The sequence below is a fragment of the Vibrio sp. 10N.286.49.B3 genome (assembly GCF_002873395.1).
Lineage (GTDB): Bacteria > Pseudomonadota > Gammaproteobacteria > Enterobacterales > Vibrionaceae > Vibrio.
This window is the reverse complement of sequence record NZ_MCUV01000029.1, coordinates 18,950-33,995: the sequence shown is the minus strand read 5'-3', so window position 1 is coordinate 33,995 and position 15,046 is coordinate 18,950. Positions and strand designations below refer to the sequence as shown.

Sequence of the window (15,046 nt, the reverse complement as noted above, 5' to 3'; positions counted from 1 at the left end):
ACGCACATCGTTGGTACGAGACTGATAATGCCATAACTATCGAAAATAGAAAGGATTAATTTAATATTAAGTGTTTGTTTGCTTTAATTTTGTTCGTATTGATGTTTTATAAGGCGTATCGTTGGTATTCTCATCATCAATAATGCCAGCCTAATTGATAGCTAGGCTGGCAATTAGACTGGCAATAGAGATAACCGATTTGCGTCATAGATTAGTTAAAAACTTGTCCGCCAACCACGGTTGCTTTCACCGCTATATCTACAATTTTTTCAGGGCTGACAGCTAACGGATTCGCATCTAATACTGCAAAATCAGCGTATTTTCCTGCCTCTATACTGCCAACCGCGTGATCAAGGCGTAGCGTATAAGCTGCGTTGAGCGTTACCATAGCAAGTGCTTCTAGTGGAGTAACTTTCTCGTAATCACCCAAAACATCCCCCGATGAGGTTTGACGATTAACCGCGCACCACATTGAAAATAGAGGGCCAAGTGGAGTAACAGGAGCATCACTGTGTATTGCTGTCACAATGCCATTATTTAATGACGATTGTAGGGGCTCTAAACGCTGTGCTCGCTCATAACCAATCGTTTTGCTTTTATGAACATCACCCCAGTAATAGATATGATTGGCAAAGATATTTAAGCAAATATTCGCTTTTGCAACTCGCTTCATTTGTGCATGGTTAATGATCTGGCAGTGTTGCATGGTATGGCGATGATCGCTTCTTGGAGATTGAATTAATGCCTGTTCAATACTTTCTAAAACCACTTGTACCGCTTCATCACCATTAGTATGGACATGAATATCAGCCCCAGCCTGATGGTATTGGTTAATCATGGTGTCTAAGTGATCTAATTCGACATTCCAAATACCATTGTCATGACCATCATGATAGCCAGGCTCCATCAATCTTGCGGTGTAACCTTGAATACTGCCATCGGTCATCATCTTAACTAAACCGAAATGAAGCTTATCTTCACTTTGTTCTTTAAGTGATTGAATGTGCGCAACGCCATCACTGATTGACCAATCATGTGCGCTCATTGCAGGAACTAAGCGTACCGGGTAATCCTCTTCACGAGAAACGGCTAATAATGTTTCAACGGCTTTCGGTTTAAGCGGGTTAAGTAGATCGGTGATAGTGGTAATACCCGCATTTTTGGCTGATTGACCAAACTGGCGTAAAGACTCCGGATCACTCGTCGCATTAAAGACACATTCACCGAGTAGTTCAAACACCAATCCCATGGCTGCCATTTCGAGTAATTCACCCGTTGGGTAGCCATCATCACCAATTGTGACACCCTCTGTCGATGTTAGCTTTTGAGCATCAATAGACTCAATCATTGCGCTATTAATAGTCATAACATGAAAACTGGCATGTATAACCACAACCGAGTGACGAATACCTGCTGTATCTAAAGTAGTGCGATTTAAAGCATCACCGGAAAAATAGATAGGGTCAAATCCCCAGCAAATAATCGGCTCATCAATAGGTGTTGATAACGCTTTTTCCTGTATGCGGCTAATGAGTGCATCGTAAGACTCAACACCAGACCAGAAGGTTTTATTTGGGTCATAGCGAGGGAAGAACCCGCAGTAAAGGTATTTCCAGATCGACCCTTCCATAGCATGGCAGTGTGCTTCAACAAATCCTGGGACTAAAATATCGTCAGCAAAAGTATCCTCAATGCGAGCACCAGGATAAGCATCAATAATACTTTCAGGACCTGCGCAAACTATTCTGCCTTGTTTTACGACCACACATTCAGCTCTAGGCATGGATGGGTTCATCGTAATAATTTCTTTTGCTTTAAAAATTGTTAGTTCATTAACCATGTGCAACAACCTCTGGTGTAATACGGCGTGAAGATTGTGTGTAAATTAACCCTAGGATCATAAGTAAAGACATGACCACACCACTACTTAATAAACCAATATAACCGAGCAATGATAGGGATGGAGCGATTGGGCTAAATACCATTAATATCGGGAAGTTCACCATAACGATAGCCACATTAAAGAAGGCTAACTCTTTGGCAACAGCAGTATCAAAGTTTGAATCTAGCATTCTTAATAACAGTAACCCGGTACCCGTTGAGCCACAGCAACAACCAAATGCGGTAACGATACGTTCAGGACCTAAATAGCCACTGAATCTCCCAATGATCATACAGGTAATGAAAGTTGATAAAGCTGTTAATATAGTGACGAGTAAAATTGGTACGATAAGAACAGCAAGTACAGAAACTTGGATGCTCATAATGGTGCCAGCAACCATGAAATCGACCGATGAACCGGTAATGCGCTTTAAGGTTTCATCATCTACGGTGCGACATAGGCCGAGCTTGTTCATGGTTGTACGCATAATTAAACAAGTAACAAAGCCATGAATGAAGAACATATTAAAGCTAAATAGAACCGTGAAATCGATTCCCCATATAGAGAGGCCTGCGATAGCACTTTGTACGTAGCCTAACCATAAATAAGTTAAAACATAGGCTGAACCTAATAAGCCGATATGGTAAGCCAGTGAGTCTAAGTTAGCAGAGTGGGTAACCAACTTACCACTTTCTGGTTTTGATTCGTGTTCATATAAGCCATTGATGTAATTATTATCAATCTTTGACTTTTCGTTGCTGTTCATGCCTTTGTTTAAAAAATGTTTAGCGAGAGGGATACCAACGACAAAAGCAACAACAAAACCCAGTGAAGCATAGATCACACCAACTTGTGCAGCATCAATAATGCCGTATTTTTGTTCCCATATCGTGCCATAAGTTAATGCTTGTCCAGGACCTTGAGTAAAGCCGTGTGTAATAATTGAGCCTAAAAAGTAGCTTAACTCCCCGCCAGTAAAAGCGTTGAAAGCAAGGATAGCACCAATACCAATGAGTCCTTGTAGCCCTAAACTTAATGACCATGCAGACGTTAACCACATTCCGCCACGAACAACATTTTTAGAACCATTTGAAGCGGTTTTTTTCTTACGTAAACCACCACAAAGGCACAGTGACATGAAGCTTAGTGTGAAACAGTGAAAGGTGATTGCAACAAAATCAGCTGAAGTAAATTGAGGTAGCAAACCAAGGTTGAGTAAGCCGAACCCAAGTATACCGCCTATTAAACTGGATGGGATAAGATTGCGTTTCAAAAAGCTGATTTTATTTCTTAAAACGTTACCTAATATGAGCATCATTGATAATAATGCAAATGCAATTATTCCGTGAAATGTACTTTCCATGTAGCCTCCACTTATGTATGAGTAATATAACCACATTCAGAATAAGGTTTTGTAAACATATGGATAGGGACAGATTAAATAATCTATTGGTCCAATGGTTGCTCATTGTTGGTGCATCTTGCACTTGCCGATTTATAATGCATTGATAGTAAAGATTAAAGTACATTTATAGTGTTATATTAGGTAGTGGTTAAACATTTTACTCATGCAGGAAAGAATAGGTTATTAATAAATAAGGGAGTTTCACTGATGCCAAATCAAGCGGAAAAGAAAACATCAATACTAATAACAGGATGCAGCAGTGGTATTGGTCGCTATTGTGCTGAGCAGTTACATGCAGCAGGTTATCAAGTGATTGCAAGCTGTCGAAAGCGAGAAGATGTCGCTCAATTGAAAGAACAAGGCTTAGTATGCGTTCAGCTTGATGTGACAGATGCTCGCTCCATAAAGGCAGCCCTTGAGGAGGTGTTAGTGATAACTGGCGGCACCATTGATGTATTATTTAACAATGCTGGTTATGGTCAGGGTGGGGCTATTGAAGATCTGCCTACTCATGCATTACGTGCACAGTTTGAAACGAATGTGTTTGGTTTACATGAATTAACTCACGCAGTTATCCCAATCATGCTTAAACAAGGGCAAGGTAAAATCGTTCAAAATAGTTCGGTATTAGGTTTAGTTGGGATGAAGTATCGTGGTGCTTATAATGCCAGTAAGTTTGCTTTAGAAGGCTACACTGACACATTACGCTTAGAGTTAATGGATACCAATATCACGGTAAGTTTAATAGAGCCTGGCCCTATTGTCAGTCAGTTCAGAGCGAATTCATTACGTGCGGTACAAAAAGAAATTGATATCGATGGTTCACGCCATAAGAGTCGTTACCAACAAACATTAGCGCGATTAGGTGCAGCAGAATCCACGAATGGTTTTACACTTGGACCAGAAGCTGTACTTAAACCCTTACAACATATTTTAGATAATGCCCAACCCAAACCACGCTACTATGTAACGAAATCAACGTATATTTTTGGCTATCTACGTCGTTTTTTATCGACAAAATGGTTAGATAGAATTTTAGTAAAAGGCAATTAGCACGGGTCTAGTAGATTGGGAAATAGAGTAGGGAGTAACCATTTGATTACTCCCTTTAGTTAGTGCTCTATATTAGGTTCACTATTGATAATCGCTGAACGGTGCCATTACTGCATTGATTGGACTTGTTGCTGCAATTGATCAATTTGGTTTAGTTTCATTTTAAGGTGAAGAGAATCAGCACTGATCATACCAGGGTTCATGTTCATCCCTTTTTGCATTGGATAATCAGATAACGTATTAAAGAATTCACCTAAGACATCTTGTGCTGGGACAAAAAGCCACATGTTATCAGCCATCCAGCGCATATACATCCCTGATTCATGTGGTGCTTTTTCAAATGGGTCAGCGCGTAGGTGTATGATTTGAGGCCAGTTTGGCGAGAATCTGATGGCGTTAGAAATATCGCCTTCCATAACGGCAAAATTGAGTTTAAAGTCATTCCAGCGCACAGCATTTAGCTCACCATTGGCAGAAAAGTACAGTAAAGATTCTCTTGGTCCTTTCTTTTCTTTACCTTCAAAGTAGGGCATGAAGTTATTACCATCGATATGCGTTTTCCATTCTTTACCATTTGCTGTGTAGCCTTGTGCTAATTTTTCTTTAATATCAGGGACACCAGCAGCAGATAGAAGAGTTGGTAGCCAATCCTGGTGTGCCATCATATCGTTAATTTTAGAACCAGGTTCAATGACACTCGGCCAACGAACAAGTTGTGGGACGCGCATTCCTCCTTCCCATGTGGTGCCTTTTTCTCCATGGAAGGGTGTAGCACCACCATCAGGCCAAGTCGCTGTTTCTGCGCCATTATCCGTTGAATAGATAACGATGGTATTATCGGTAATACCTAGCTCATCAATTTTATCAAGTAGAATACCTACATGGTCATCATGTTCCATCATCCCATCGGCGTAAATACTCACACCTGATACACCTTGATATTTTTCTTGTAGACGAGTCCAGACGTGCATGCGTGTTGTGTTATGCCAAATAAAGAACGGTTTATCATCTTTAACGGCTTTTTCCATGAAGGCAAGTGATGACTCTAAAAACTCTTCATCAGCATGCTCCATTCTTTTGCGTGTCATTGGACCCGTATCTTCGATTTTACCATCGGCGTAGGATTTAATTACACCGCGTGGACCGTACTGCTTGGCAAATTCTGGATCTTTAGGGTAGTAGTAAGTTTCCGGTTCTTCTTCAGCATTCAAGTGATAAAGGTTGCCAAAAAACTCATCAAATCCATGCTCTGTTGGTAAGTGCTTATCTTGATCACCTAAGTGGTTTTTACCAAACTGAGCCGTAACGTAACCTTGTTCTTTCAGTAAGTCTGCAGTGGTTGGTGCCCAATCGGGAATGCCGTGATTAGACCCAGGCATACCAATCGTCAACAAACCAGTACGAAAAGGTTCAGTACCCGTAATGAAAGCTGCACGCCCAGCGGTACAAGATTGCTGACCGTAATGATCGGTAAAGAGTGCACCTTCATTGGCTATGCGATCGATATTTGGGGTGTCATACCCCATCATACCTTGGTTGTAAGCACTGATGTTCCAGTAGCCAACATCATCACCAAAGATGGCTAAAATATTCGGTTTATCCGCAGCATTCACCGCACCAGAAAGGGCAATCATACCAAGTGTTGCGCTAACGTGACTTAAATTAGACGCCATAATAGCTCCATTTATTTTTGTCGAAGTTGGATTTAAGAGCAATACCAATGGGCTAAATCAATAGTTAATTTGGGAAAGGCGTCGCTCTGCTTAACGAATAAATTAACGTCAAATTAAAGTACTGTCGCTTTATAGGAGTTATAACCTTTAGTTATGAGGCGCTGTCGTATGATGCAAACGAGTTCATCTTTTTGAACAATACCTGCCGCTGAAAACTAAAGAGAGGATCCTATGGCTCATTTTGCTATGAACACGACTCAATCCGCGATTGATCGGCTGATTGAACAGGTTGAACTTGAAGTGATTGGACAAAACCATGTAGTAAGATCCTTGGTCATCGGGTTGTTGACGAATGGGCATATATTATTAGAAGGTTTACCTGGGACGGCCAAAACACGCTCTGTAAAAGCAATTGCGAATGCATTAAATGCACGTTTTGGGCGAGTTCAATTTACACCTGATTTACTACCTTCTGATGTAACAGGAACTGAAATTTATCAAGAAATATCAGGTACCTCACAATTGAAATTTCAACCAGGTCCGATATTTAACAGCATTGTATTAGCCGATGAAATTAACCGCGCACCGGCTAAAGTACAAGCTGCTTTATTAGAGGCAATGGCAGAAGGTGCTATTACCGTCGGTGATAAAACGCATGTATTGCCTGATCTATTTATGGTATTGGCAACTCAAAATCCTGTAGAGCAAGAAGGTACTTATCCATTACCTGAGGCACAGATGGATCGTTTCATGATGAAGGTCATGGTTGATTATCCAGATGATATTGCCGAAGGTGAGATTATTCGTTTGGTGCGTTGTGAAGAAGGTACTGCGACTTCTATGGAAACACATAAAGCCTCACCAGAGTCAGATTTGCAGGTTAATTCTTCAGAGTCAAAACAGCCAATCTCACCAGATATTATCTTTACGGCAAGAGCACAAATACGGCTAGTTGAAGTTTCGGAATTAGTTGAGAAGTATATTGTCTCTTTAGTGATAGCAACGCGTAAACCTACACGATATCCATCTTCAAAGATTGCAGCGTGGATTGCCGTTGGTGCGAGCCCAAGAGCATCCATTGCACTGGATAAGTGTGCACGTGCTAATGCATGGCTCGAAGGGCGAGATTATGTCACCTTTGATGATGTTAGAGCGGTGGCTTATTCAGTGTTAGGTCATAGGTTTACTTTAACTTATGACGCTTTGGCTGAGGAAGTGACTCATCATGCTGTTGTTTCAGAGTTACTTGATCATGTGGAAGTCGGTTAGGTTTTAATATGAAAACAACAAGCATATCAGATAAAAATGTTGAACTGGACTCGAGGTTGCACCTTGATTATAAACGCTTAGTCAAATTACAACTGCAAGCCAATAAGGTTAGCTTACTTCCAAAGATTAAAGCGAATACAACCATGTCAGGTCGCCATCGCTCGCATTTCAGAGGGCGTGGGCTTAATTTTGAGGAGTTAAGGCATTATCAAGTGGGCGATGATATTCGCAATTTTGATTGGAAGGTAACTAAGCGTACCGGAAAGCCACATGTACGTAGTTATACCGAAGAAAAAGATCGGAATATTATTGTCTGTGTTGATCAGCGCAGCAGTATGTTTTTCTCATCAGTTGATACGATGAAATCGGTCGTTGCCGGTGACATTGCTGCCATAGCGGCTTGGTGTTCCCTCAACGATAATGATCGTGTTGGGCTGTCAATTGCTGCACATACACAGATACACACTCGTAAGCCGCAACGTTCTCCGCATCAATTATTAGGACAACTAAGGCAGTTAGCCGAAATAAATCAGTCGCTCAGCGCTTACAGTTCAGATTCTAGTTCTGTGAGGTTTGCGGACTGGATTCGCTCATTGCTGCGATTGAACTTACGTGGTGCAACGCTGATTATGATCAGTGATTGGCATGATTGTAGTGCTGCACAATTGCAACAATTAATTCAACTTCAGCAGTCAAATGATCTATTAGCGGTTGTTATTACTGATCCTTTAGAGCACGCACTCCCTGCACCTTTGAGCCAAGATAGTTGGGTACTAAGTGATGGTACTTATCAACTTAGTATTGATAAAAGAAATCAAGTAGAACGTATTAATACTTCACTTATCTCCAGACAGGCAGAGCAGCGCGTAAAGCTTGAAAAACTAATGGCAGTAAAGACATTGCCTTATGTCGAGATAACAACCTCAGGTGATCATATTCAGCAATTTATTCGTGCTGTTGGAGGGAGGTGATGATACATACACTCCCGAGTACCTATATTTTACGCGATATTATAGATATCGATGTCTTTGAACCTGTTCGTTGGGTACCACAAACCATCGGTTGGCAAGTTGTTGCGTTATTTGGTCTTATTTTTCTGCTTATTAATCTCTTTATCACGGTAAGAAAGTTCTGGAGTAACCGTTATCGAAATGAAGCAAGGCAAGCACTACAACAACTTGAAATCGATGATCCACGATTTGAATATCGACTATTTTGCCTGATGAAAATAGTGGTGACTTATATTGATCCTAAAAGTGCCAAGCTTGATGGTGAATGCTTTCTGCAAAGGTTAGATAGTTTAATAGGTAGGAAGCATGCTCCACCTCATCAATTTCAAATGGAAGTCGGTACTCGTTGGCTACAAGCACTAGTAACCCGTCAGGTCGTTTTATCTCGAGATGAAAAAGCGCGATTGCGAGCGATGTGTAGCCATTGGTTATCATATCATACTGCTCCAATAGCGCCCCCAAAGGTGGTGTCATCATGCTAACAACAATTGAGTTTACTTATCCATTATGGTTTTTAGTGCTGCCGTTGCCAATGATTATTTATATGGTGATTCCTGCGTATGGTACGAAGCAGCAAGCGATTAAAGTCCCTTTTTTTTCTGTTCTGGTGGAATCATTAGGAGAGTCTCCATCCACTACTGCTGGTCAATTAACCCCTACTTACTGGCAACGAATTGCGTTAATTATATCTTGGCTTTTAGTCGTCGCAGCGCTTGCTAAACCGACTATGTTAGGTACACCTCAAGTACGAGAATTGGTGGGGCGAGATGTTATGGTGGTGGTTGACCTCTCAGGTTCAATGTCAGAAAAAGATTTCATATCTACGAATGGCAAACAAATAACACGGCTAGAGGCTGCAAAAGAAGTATTAACCGAGTTTGCTAAAACGCGAGAAGGTGATCGACTCGGTTTGATTTTATTTGGTAATGCGGCTTTTTTACAAACGCCTTTCACTTCTGATCAGCAAGTTTGGCTTGAGTTATTAAATCAAACAGAAGTAGCAATGGCAGGGAAGAGCACGCATCTTGGTGATGCTTTAGGGCTTGCGATTAAGGTGTTTGATGAAGATACAAGTAGGCATCAGGCTGAAGATTTACGGCCAACTGAAAAGGTCGTGATTGCGCTTACCGATGGGAATGATAATGGAAGCTTTGTTGAACCCATAGTTGCTGCAAAAGTTGCTGCAGTAAAAGGTGTTAGAATCCATACCATTGCACTTGGCGATCCAACCACACTTGGTGAAACGGCATTAGATATGGAAGTGATTACTCGTGTCGCATATGAATCTGGAGGGCAAGCTTTTGAAGCATTAGACCGTGAGCAATTAAGTCAAGCTTATGAAGCTATCGGTAAGTTGGAACCGCAGCTTTATAAAAGTACTCACTATCAACCAACGCAATCTTTGCACCATTATTTAATTGCTATAAGTGTCTTATTTTATTGCTGTGCATTTACCCTGGTAACAGTTCAAAGAGGCTGGAAGAAAAAAGAGGAGAAGCATCATGCTTGATGGACAAGTCTGGTCTTATGTTTTCAGCCAGTTTCATTTTTTGCGCCCTTTATGGTTGCTGATTTTCTTACCGATGGCTGGGCTCGTTTATTTGCGCTGGAAGCTCGATGCGACGCAACCATTGATTGAACAGTTGCCTAAACACCTTCATCAAGCACTCACTATCGGCGAGCAAGGTTGGCGTAAAAATTTACCGTTAAAAATATTGGCTATTATCATCACCATTGCCATTGTGATTTGTGCTGGACCAACCTGGCAACGTGAAGCAGCGCCTTTTGGGGAAGATAGAGCGAATTTAATGATAGTTCTCGATAACAGTGCCAGTATGTTAGAAGAGGACCTTTCACCGAATCGATTAGTGCGAGGTAAACAAAAAATATATGATTTGCTTGTTAAGCGCGAAGGAGGGAGTACGGGGCTGATTGTCTTTGCAGGATCAGCTCATATTGCTTTGCCTTTAACACAAGATATCAATGTATTTAATCCGATTCTTGCTGCAATATCACCCGATATTATGCCCCAAGATGGCAAGTTAGCAGCCAGTGCATTAACGCTACTTGATGACCATTTAGGGCAAGATTTAGGCTCTACTATCTTGTTGGTTTCTGATGGCATTGATCCGCATTCACTGCAAGCTTATCAAACGTATTTTGCTCAGCATGAACACCAACTACTAATCCTTGCAACAGGCAATAACCACGCAGCAAGCAATAACCCAATGGATTTGCACTCACTGCAGAAGCTAGCAAAGGTAACTGGTGGAAAACTCATTGAACTGACCGTTGATCAGTACGATATTGAGAGGCTAGATCGTTATATAGAACGTAATATGCATATCAATGGCGATTTATCGATGCCGTGGCAAGATATGGGGTACAACTTAATTATTTTATTGGCTGTGATGCAACTGCTTTGGTTTCGCCGTGGTTGGTTGGTTAAGTGGTGTGTGACAGGCATATTATTGGTTTCATTTAGTCACGCTCCTTTAGCACAAGCTGAAAATGACGTTAAGACAGCAGAATATCAGCGAAGCAGTATGACTATATGGGAGAGCGCTCAACAACGTTGGTGGGATTTATGGTTAACGCCTGATCAACAGGGGCAGCGTTGGTTTAATCAAAAACAGTACTTAGAAGCGGGCATTCACTTTTCTGATCCATTACGTAAAGGAACCGCCTATTATTACGCAGGTCAATATCAGCTCGCTTATCAATATTTTTTACAGGTGAATAGCCCCAAAGGTCAATTATATGCTGGTAACGCTCTAGCAAGGCAGAGGGAATATATTGCTGCGCGTACAGTTTATGAGACGTTATTAACGACCCCATTAGAAGCCGATTTTAGATGGTTAGTTGAGAATAACCTGCAAGTGATTCAAGGTATTATTGCTGAGGTGAATCGAACCAGTGCCGATCAAAGCGGTACAACAGATGGACCGGAAGAGTCATTTGAACTAGGAGATAATCCGCTAACTGGCGAGGGCACTGAAGAAAACATTGCGAGTGGTTTAATGTTAACAGAGAGCTTGAATGAAAATGAGATTTTAGGCAGTGCAGAATTAGCTGATAAATGGTTAAAAAAAGTGGCGGCTGATCCTAAATATTTTTTACAGGCTAAGTTTCAATTACAAGCTCTTGAGCAAAGTCGATTAAATCTAAACAATGGGGATGCTGCTGATGATTAAACGTATACTAGTGATCCTCAATATGATGTTTTGTTCTGTAATACAAGCAGACTCATTACAGACAGAAGGCGCAGGCTTAGACAATCAAGCGGATGTTTATATTTCAGCTTGGGTTGGCGATAAGCCGATAATGAGTAAAAGTACCCCTGAATCATCGGTGAATGAGTTTGTTGTAAATGAGCAAGTTATATTGACAATAGAGGTTGCGACATCGGGGTGGTTTACTCAAGGTACTCGCATTGGATATGTAGAGACTAATAATGCGATTGCTATGCAAAGAAATCCATTAGCGATCAACTATACTCAACGAGAAAATGGAAAAACGTGGGCTAAGCAGCGCTGGGAGGTGACATTATACCCACAAGCTGAAGGTCAGGTATCTGTGCCTTCTATTCCCGTTCAAGTGGCAATTGCTTCTCCCAAAGGAGGCCAACGTGATGAGACGTTATATACCAACCCAATTAATTTTGACGTTAAATGGCCCTTAGGTATCGAAAATGGTGAAGCTTGGTTTGCTGCAAGTGAGGCAATATTAGATCAGCAGTGGACACTATCGAATGATTCATTGAATGTTGGCGATACGATTACGCGCACCATCTCATTACAAGCACAAGATGCATTATCAGTACTTTTGCCGTCCGTGCTGTTATCTCATGAAACCCAAACGCCTTCACAGTACCAGCCTTATCCATCTCCTCGTTCATTGCATGACAGCCAGTTTAGAGGGAAGTATTTATCAAAACAAATTGAGCAGGTCACGTATGTCTTACAAGAGGGTGGTGAAATCTGGTTACCGACTTATCAAGTTCATTGGTGGAATAGTGAAACGCAAGCTATGGTAACGATGATGGTTGAAGGGCAGACGTTTACGATTAAGCACACTTGGAAATCATGGCTAAAAAGTTATGGCGTTTGGTTAGCGATAATGATGTTGAGTACTGTAGTTATTATCTTATTAATGGTGGCAATACATCGCTATTATCAGCATAACTCAAAGCCTCAATGGTACACTTTCAGGCAACAACTGAATAATAAACAATGGTCGCAAGCAAGGGCATTACTCTATAAAAAGCAACGTCAAGTTACAGGGAGTATAATATTGAGTGACGATGCACAATCATCGATTAAACAAGATATTAACGATCTCATACAAGGTAAACAATGCAAGCGTCAATATCAGCGGGTTTGGCGAACAATAAGTGAAAAATACTTGTTTGAGCGTATAAAATCTCGATTGAAAATACCTAAAGTATTGCCAGCATTGAAGACAGTAAGCAAGGAATAGATATGGTCAAAAGCACGGAGTTTAATCTTATCCCTATTTTTGTGGCGATTTATGAGGAAAAAAGCTTATCGAAGGCGGCACAGAGGTTAGATATTAGTCAACCAGCAGTCAGCAAAGCATTAGCAAGGTTACGTGAAACCTACGATGAGCCGCTTTTTCATCGTAGTCCATCGGGTGTCGTTCCCACCAGTTTTGCTAGTGACATTTATCCTGCGTTATTGACAGCCTATAAAAACTTCACGTCAACATTAAGTGCTTCGCATCAGTTTAACCCGAAAATTTCATCAAGAGTTTTTTCTATTGCGTGTATTTCAAGTGTAGGGCAATGGTTAATGCCTCAGGTTTTAAAACAGATACGCCAACTTGCACCTAAAATATCTCTTGAAGTACACCCACTATTTACCGAAGACTATGAGATGGATTTAAGGTTGCAGCGCTATGACTTGGTGATAGATATACCACCTAAAGTGGCAACGTCATTAAAAGTGGAGGCGATTTATGAAGAGCATTTACAGGTTGCATGCAGTGAAAGCCATCCAAGAATTAAAGAAAGTATTACATTAGAAGAGTATTTAAGTGAGGAGCATATTGTTTTATCACAGTGGCAGGCTCGGAGAAGTCTGTTAAGTGATGAGGATATTTTGGAATTAGATAAACGAAAAGTGGCTTATAGAGCACCAGGTGTTTTTGAAATGTTACCAGCAATTGGTGAAACAGACTTAATCGCGTTATTGCCGGAATCAGTGATTAAATTGTTTGGTGAACAATACCAAATAAAGGCTCTTGATCTGCCTTTTAATGATGCACCGCATAAAATAAATATGATTTGGCATCCTAGTCGTCATCAAGAAAATGCACACCAATGGTTGAGAAAGCAAATTAAACGTGCAGCAAAGTAAAATAATACAACCAATCCCGTTTCACTATGATGTTAATGAAACGGGATTATATCTTCTCTAGTTTGTCACTTCAGGCAGAACTTCACCGATAGAGCCACTAGGTTGAGTGATACCTAAGATGTTCGATAGAGTCGGTGCTATCGCATAAGGCGTGACCTCACGAGAAATGTTTTTACTATTAATGCTATAACCAGAAAATATTATTGGCACATGAGTATCATATCGCCATGGTGAGCCGTGCATTGAAGCAATGGTTAAGCCTTCCATATCATTAATATAGCTTCTAGGTTCATAGATAATATAAATATCGCCAGATCGTTTAGGGTGATAATTGTTTTTTACCATTGTCATTATTTGAGTGTCAGGTACACGGTTCTTTTCGATACTTGTACTTGTTACCGCATAAGCAATCCCTTTTACTTTCATCAATTCTTCAGCCATCATATTTTGCAATTTTTCAAGCTCAACGCCTTTATCCTTTATCACTGTATGATTTAGATAAATATATGGGTGGGCATACAGGCGAATAGCATCTTTATTGAGGCCAAACTCTTTATCCATCCGAGTTAATAGGTCCGAAGAAATCAATGTATCTTGTTGGAAATATTGTGCTTGTGGTGATCCCAGTTGATTGACTGTTGCAGGCGCTTCAGGTACACCGTGATCAGCAGAAAGAACGATGAGCGTATTATCTAACCCAACTTTTTGATCAATGTTATCCAGCAGGTCTGCAATCGTGCGATCAAGGCGAATTAAGTTATCTTCTGTTTCTAAACTTGCAGGGCCGTACATATGTATAACGTAATCATTTGAAGAAAAACTGATCGCAAGGTAATCCGTTGCTTTGCCTTGCCCTAATGCTTCATGCTCTAGCAGCGATGAAGCAAAATCAGCGGTAATCTCATCACCAGCAGGGCTTAAGGTTAACATTGTCGAAAAGTATGGATAACTTGATGGACCATAAGGGTGTGGGAAAGTACGCTTGAATCCGCCTAGATCGACTTTAAAATGCTGTTGAGTTTCTTGTAGGGTGTATTTTTCAGCAGGTAAAGACAGTTGCCAGCGAGTACTTGAATACTTTTCTGTTACCCCCTTTTGGTTCCAGTCGTTAACCCAAGTTGGGTATTGGTCATAGTAATAATCACTGGTGACAAACTCAGATTGGAATTTTGAAAACCAAAATGCTTTGCCTGAGTGACCCGCTAATGAGATGGCACCTCTGTCTTTGATGGAGACAGAAAATATTTTAGATTCCCCACCACTTGAAATCGCTAATTCGTCACTGAAAGTTGTCGCTAAAATAGGGCTAGGCGAGCGTCCATCTTGCGTGGCTACTCTTTGGGTAGGATCGATCTCAGTTGACTGGTCTACTCCCG

General features: G+C 41.0%; 12 protein-coding genes. 8 read left to right on the top strand and 4 right to left on the bottom strand.

Annotated elements, in window-relative coordinates:
- Window positions 1–211 precede the first annotated feature (211 nt).
- Together BCU68_RS10765 and BCU68_RS10760 are read right to left on the bottom strand one after the other, a co-directional pair.
- The gene (locus BCU68_RS10765) at window positions 212–1,840 is read right to left on the bottom strand and encodes an amidohydrolase (protein ID WP_102564756.1); all 1,629 of its coding nucleotides are present in this window, start codon (window positions 1,838–1,840) and stop codon (window positions 212–214) included.
- A complete protein-coding gene (locus BCU68_RS10760; RefSeq protein WP_198591725.1) occupies window positions 1,833–3,245 on the bottom strand; it encodes a sodium/glutamate symporter in 1,413 nt (470 codons plus the stop codon). The genes BCU68_RS10765 and BCU68_RS10760 overlap by 8 nt, the downstream gene beginning before the upstream one ends.
- 249 nt (window positions 3,246–3,494) lie before the next feature.
- Here BCU68_RS10760 and BCU68_RS10755 point away from each other — a divergent pair, with 249 nt between their 5' ends.
- Entirely contained in the window at window positions 3,495–4,340 is an 846-nt protein-coding gene (locus BCU68_RS10755) for an SDR family oxidoreductase (protein WP_102564755.1), read from the top strand.
- Between the two features lie 107 nt (window positions 4,341–4,447).
- Here the strand turns inward: BCU68_RS10755 and BCU68_RS10750 are convergent, their stop codons facing one another.
- Window positions 4,448–6,013 carry an arylsulfatase gene (locus BCU68_RS10750; RefSeq protein ID WP_102564754.1) on the bottom strand — a complete coding sequence of 522 codons (1,566 nt, stop codon included), beginning with the start codon at window positions 6,011–6,013 and terminating at the stop codon, window positions 4,448–4,450.
- Between the two features lie 246 nt (window positions 6,014–6,259).
- Between BCU68_RS10750 and BCU68_RS10745 the strand changes: the two genes are divergently transcribed.
- The 7 genes from BCU68_RS10745 to BCU68_RS10715 are packed head-to-tail and all read left to right on the top strand — an operon-like array spanning window position 6,260 to window position 13,670.
- Complete coding sequence (locus BCU68_RS10745) at window positions 6,260–7,282, top strand: MoxR family ATPase (RefSeq protein ID WP_102564757.1); 1,023 nt, start codon at window positions 6,260–6,262, stop codon at window positions 7,280–7,282.
- An 8-nt stretch (window positions 7,283–7,290) separates the two neighbouring features.
- Complete coding sequence (locus BCU68_RS10740) at window positions 7,291–8,253, top strand: DUF58 domain-containing protein (protein WP_102564753.1); 963 nt, start codon at window positions 7,291–7,293, stop codon at window positions 8,251–8,253.
- The gene (locus BCU68_RS10735; protein ID WP_102564752.1) at window positions 8,253–8,774 is read left to right on the top strand and encodes a DUF4381 domain-containing protein; all 522 of its coding nucleotides are present in this window, start codon (window positions 8,253–8,255) and stop codon (window positions 8,772–8,774) included. The genes BCU68_RS10740 and BCU68_RS10735 overlap by 1 nt, the downstream gene beginning before the upstream one ends.
- Entirely contained in the window at window positions 8,768–9,802 is a 1,035-nt protein-coding gene (locus BCU68_RS10730; protein ID WP_102564751.1) for a VWA domain-containing protein, read from the top strand. Before BCU68_RS10735 ends, BCU68_RS10730 begins: the two co-directional genes overlap by 7 nt.
- Window positions 9,795–11,486, top strand: a complete 1,692-nt coding sequence (locus tag BCU68_RS10725) for a VWA domain-containing protein (RefSeq protein WP_102564750.1) — start codon at window positions 9,795–9,797, stop codon at window positions 11,484–11,486. The genes BCU68_RS10730 and BCU68_RS10725 overlap by 8 nt, the downstream gene beginning before the upstream one ends.
- The gene (locus BCU68_RS10720; RefSeq protein WP_157935192.1) at window positions 11,479–12,771 is read left to right on the top strand and encodes a BatD family protein; all 1,293 of its coding nucleotides are present in this window, start codon (window positions 11,479–11,481) and stop codon (window positions 12,769–12,771) included. Before BCU68_RS10725 ends, BCU68_RS10720 begins: the two co-directional genes overlap by 8 nt.
- 2 nt (window positions 12,772–12,773) lie before the next feature.
- Complete coding sequence (locus BCU68_RS10715) at window positions 12,774–13,670, top strand: LysR family transcriptional regulator (RefSeq protein ID WP_102564748.1); 897 nt, start codon at window positions 12,774–12,776, stop codon at window positions 13,668–13,670.
- 57 nt (window positions 13,671–13,727) lie between these two features.
- Here BCU68_RS10715 and BCU68_RS10710 read toward each other — a convergent pair.
- The coding region (locus BCU68_RS10710; RefSeq protein ID WP_102564747.1) for an alkaline phosphatase family protein at window positions 13,728–15,046 on the bottom strand (1,319 nt) is incomplete at its 5' end.

Excerpts from the sequence above, each read along its gene's own strand:
- BCU68_RS10745 (WP_102564757.1), top strand. The coding sequence starts at position 6,260 with ATGAACACGACTCAATCCGCGATTGATCGGCTGATTGAACAGGTTGAA.
- BCU68_RS10760 (WP_198591725.1), bottom strand. The coding sequence starts at position 3,245 with ATGGAAAGTACATTTCACGGAATAATTGCATTTGCATTATTATCAATG.
- BCU68_RS10720 (WP_157935192.1), top strand. The coding sequence starts at position 11,479 with ATGATTAAACGTATACTAGTGATCCTCAATATGATGTTTTGTTCTGTA.
- BCU68_RS10740 (WP_102564753.1), top strand. The coding sequence starts at position 7,291 with ATGAAAACAACAAGCATATCAGATAAAAATGTTGAACTGGACTCGAGG.
- BCU68_RS10765 (WP_102564756.1), bottom strand. The coding sequence starts at position 1,840 with ATGGTTAATGAACTAACAATTTTTAAAGCAAAAGAAATTATTACGATG.
- BCU68_RS10750 (WP_102564754.1), bottom strand. The coding sequence starts at position 6,013 with ATGGCGTCTAATTTAAGTCACGTTAGCGCAACACTTGGTATGATTGCC.
- BCU68_RS10725 (WP_102564750.1), top strand. The coding sequence starts at position 9,795 with ATGCTTGATGGACAAGTCTGGTCTTATGTTTTCAGCCAGTTTCATTTT.
- BCU68_RS10755 (WP_102564755.1), top strand. The coding sequence starts at position 3,495 with ATGCCAAATCAAGCGGAAAAGAAAACATCAATACTAATAACAGGATGC.
- BCU68_RS10730 (WP_102564751.1), top strand. The coding sequence starts at position 8,768 with ATGCTAACAACAATTGAGTTTACTTATCCATTATGGTTTTTAGTGCTG.
- BCU68_RS10735 (WP_102564752.1), top strand. The coding sequence starts at position 8,253 with ATGATACATACACTCCCGAGTACCTATATTTTACGCGATATTATAGAT.
- BCU68_RS10715 (WP_102564748.1), top strand. The coding sequence starts at position 12,774 with ATGGTCAAAAGCACGGAGTTTAATCTTATCCCTATTTTTGTGGCGATT.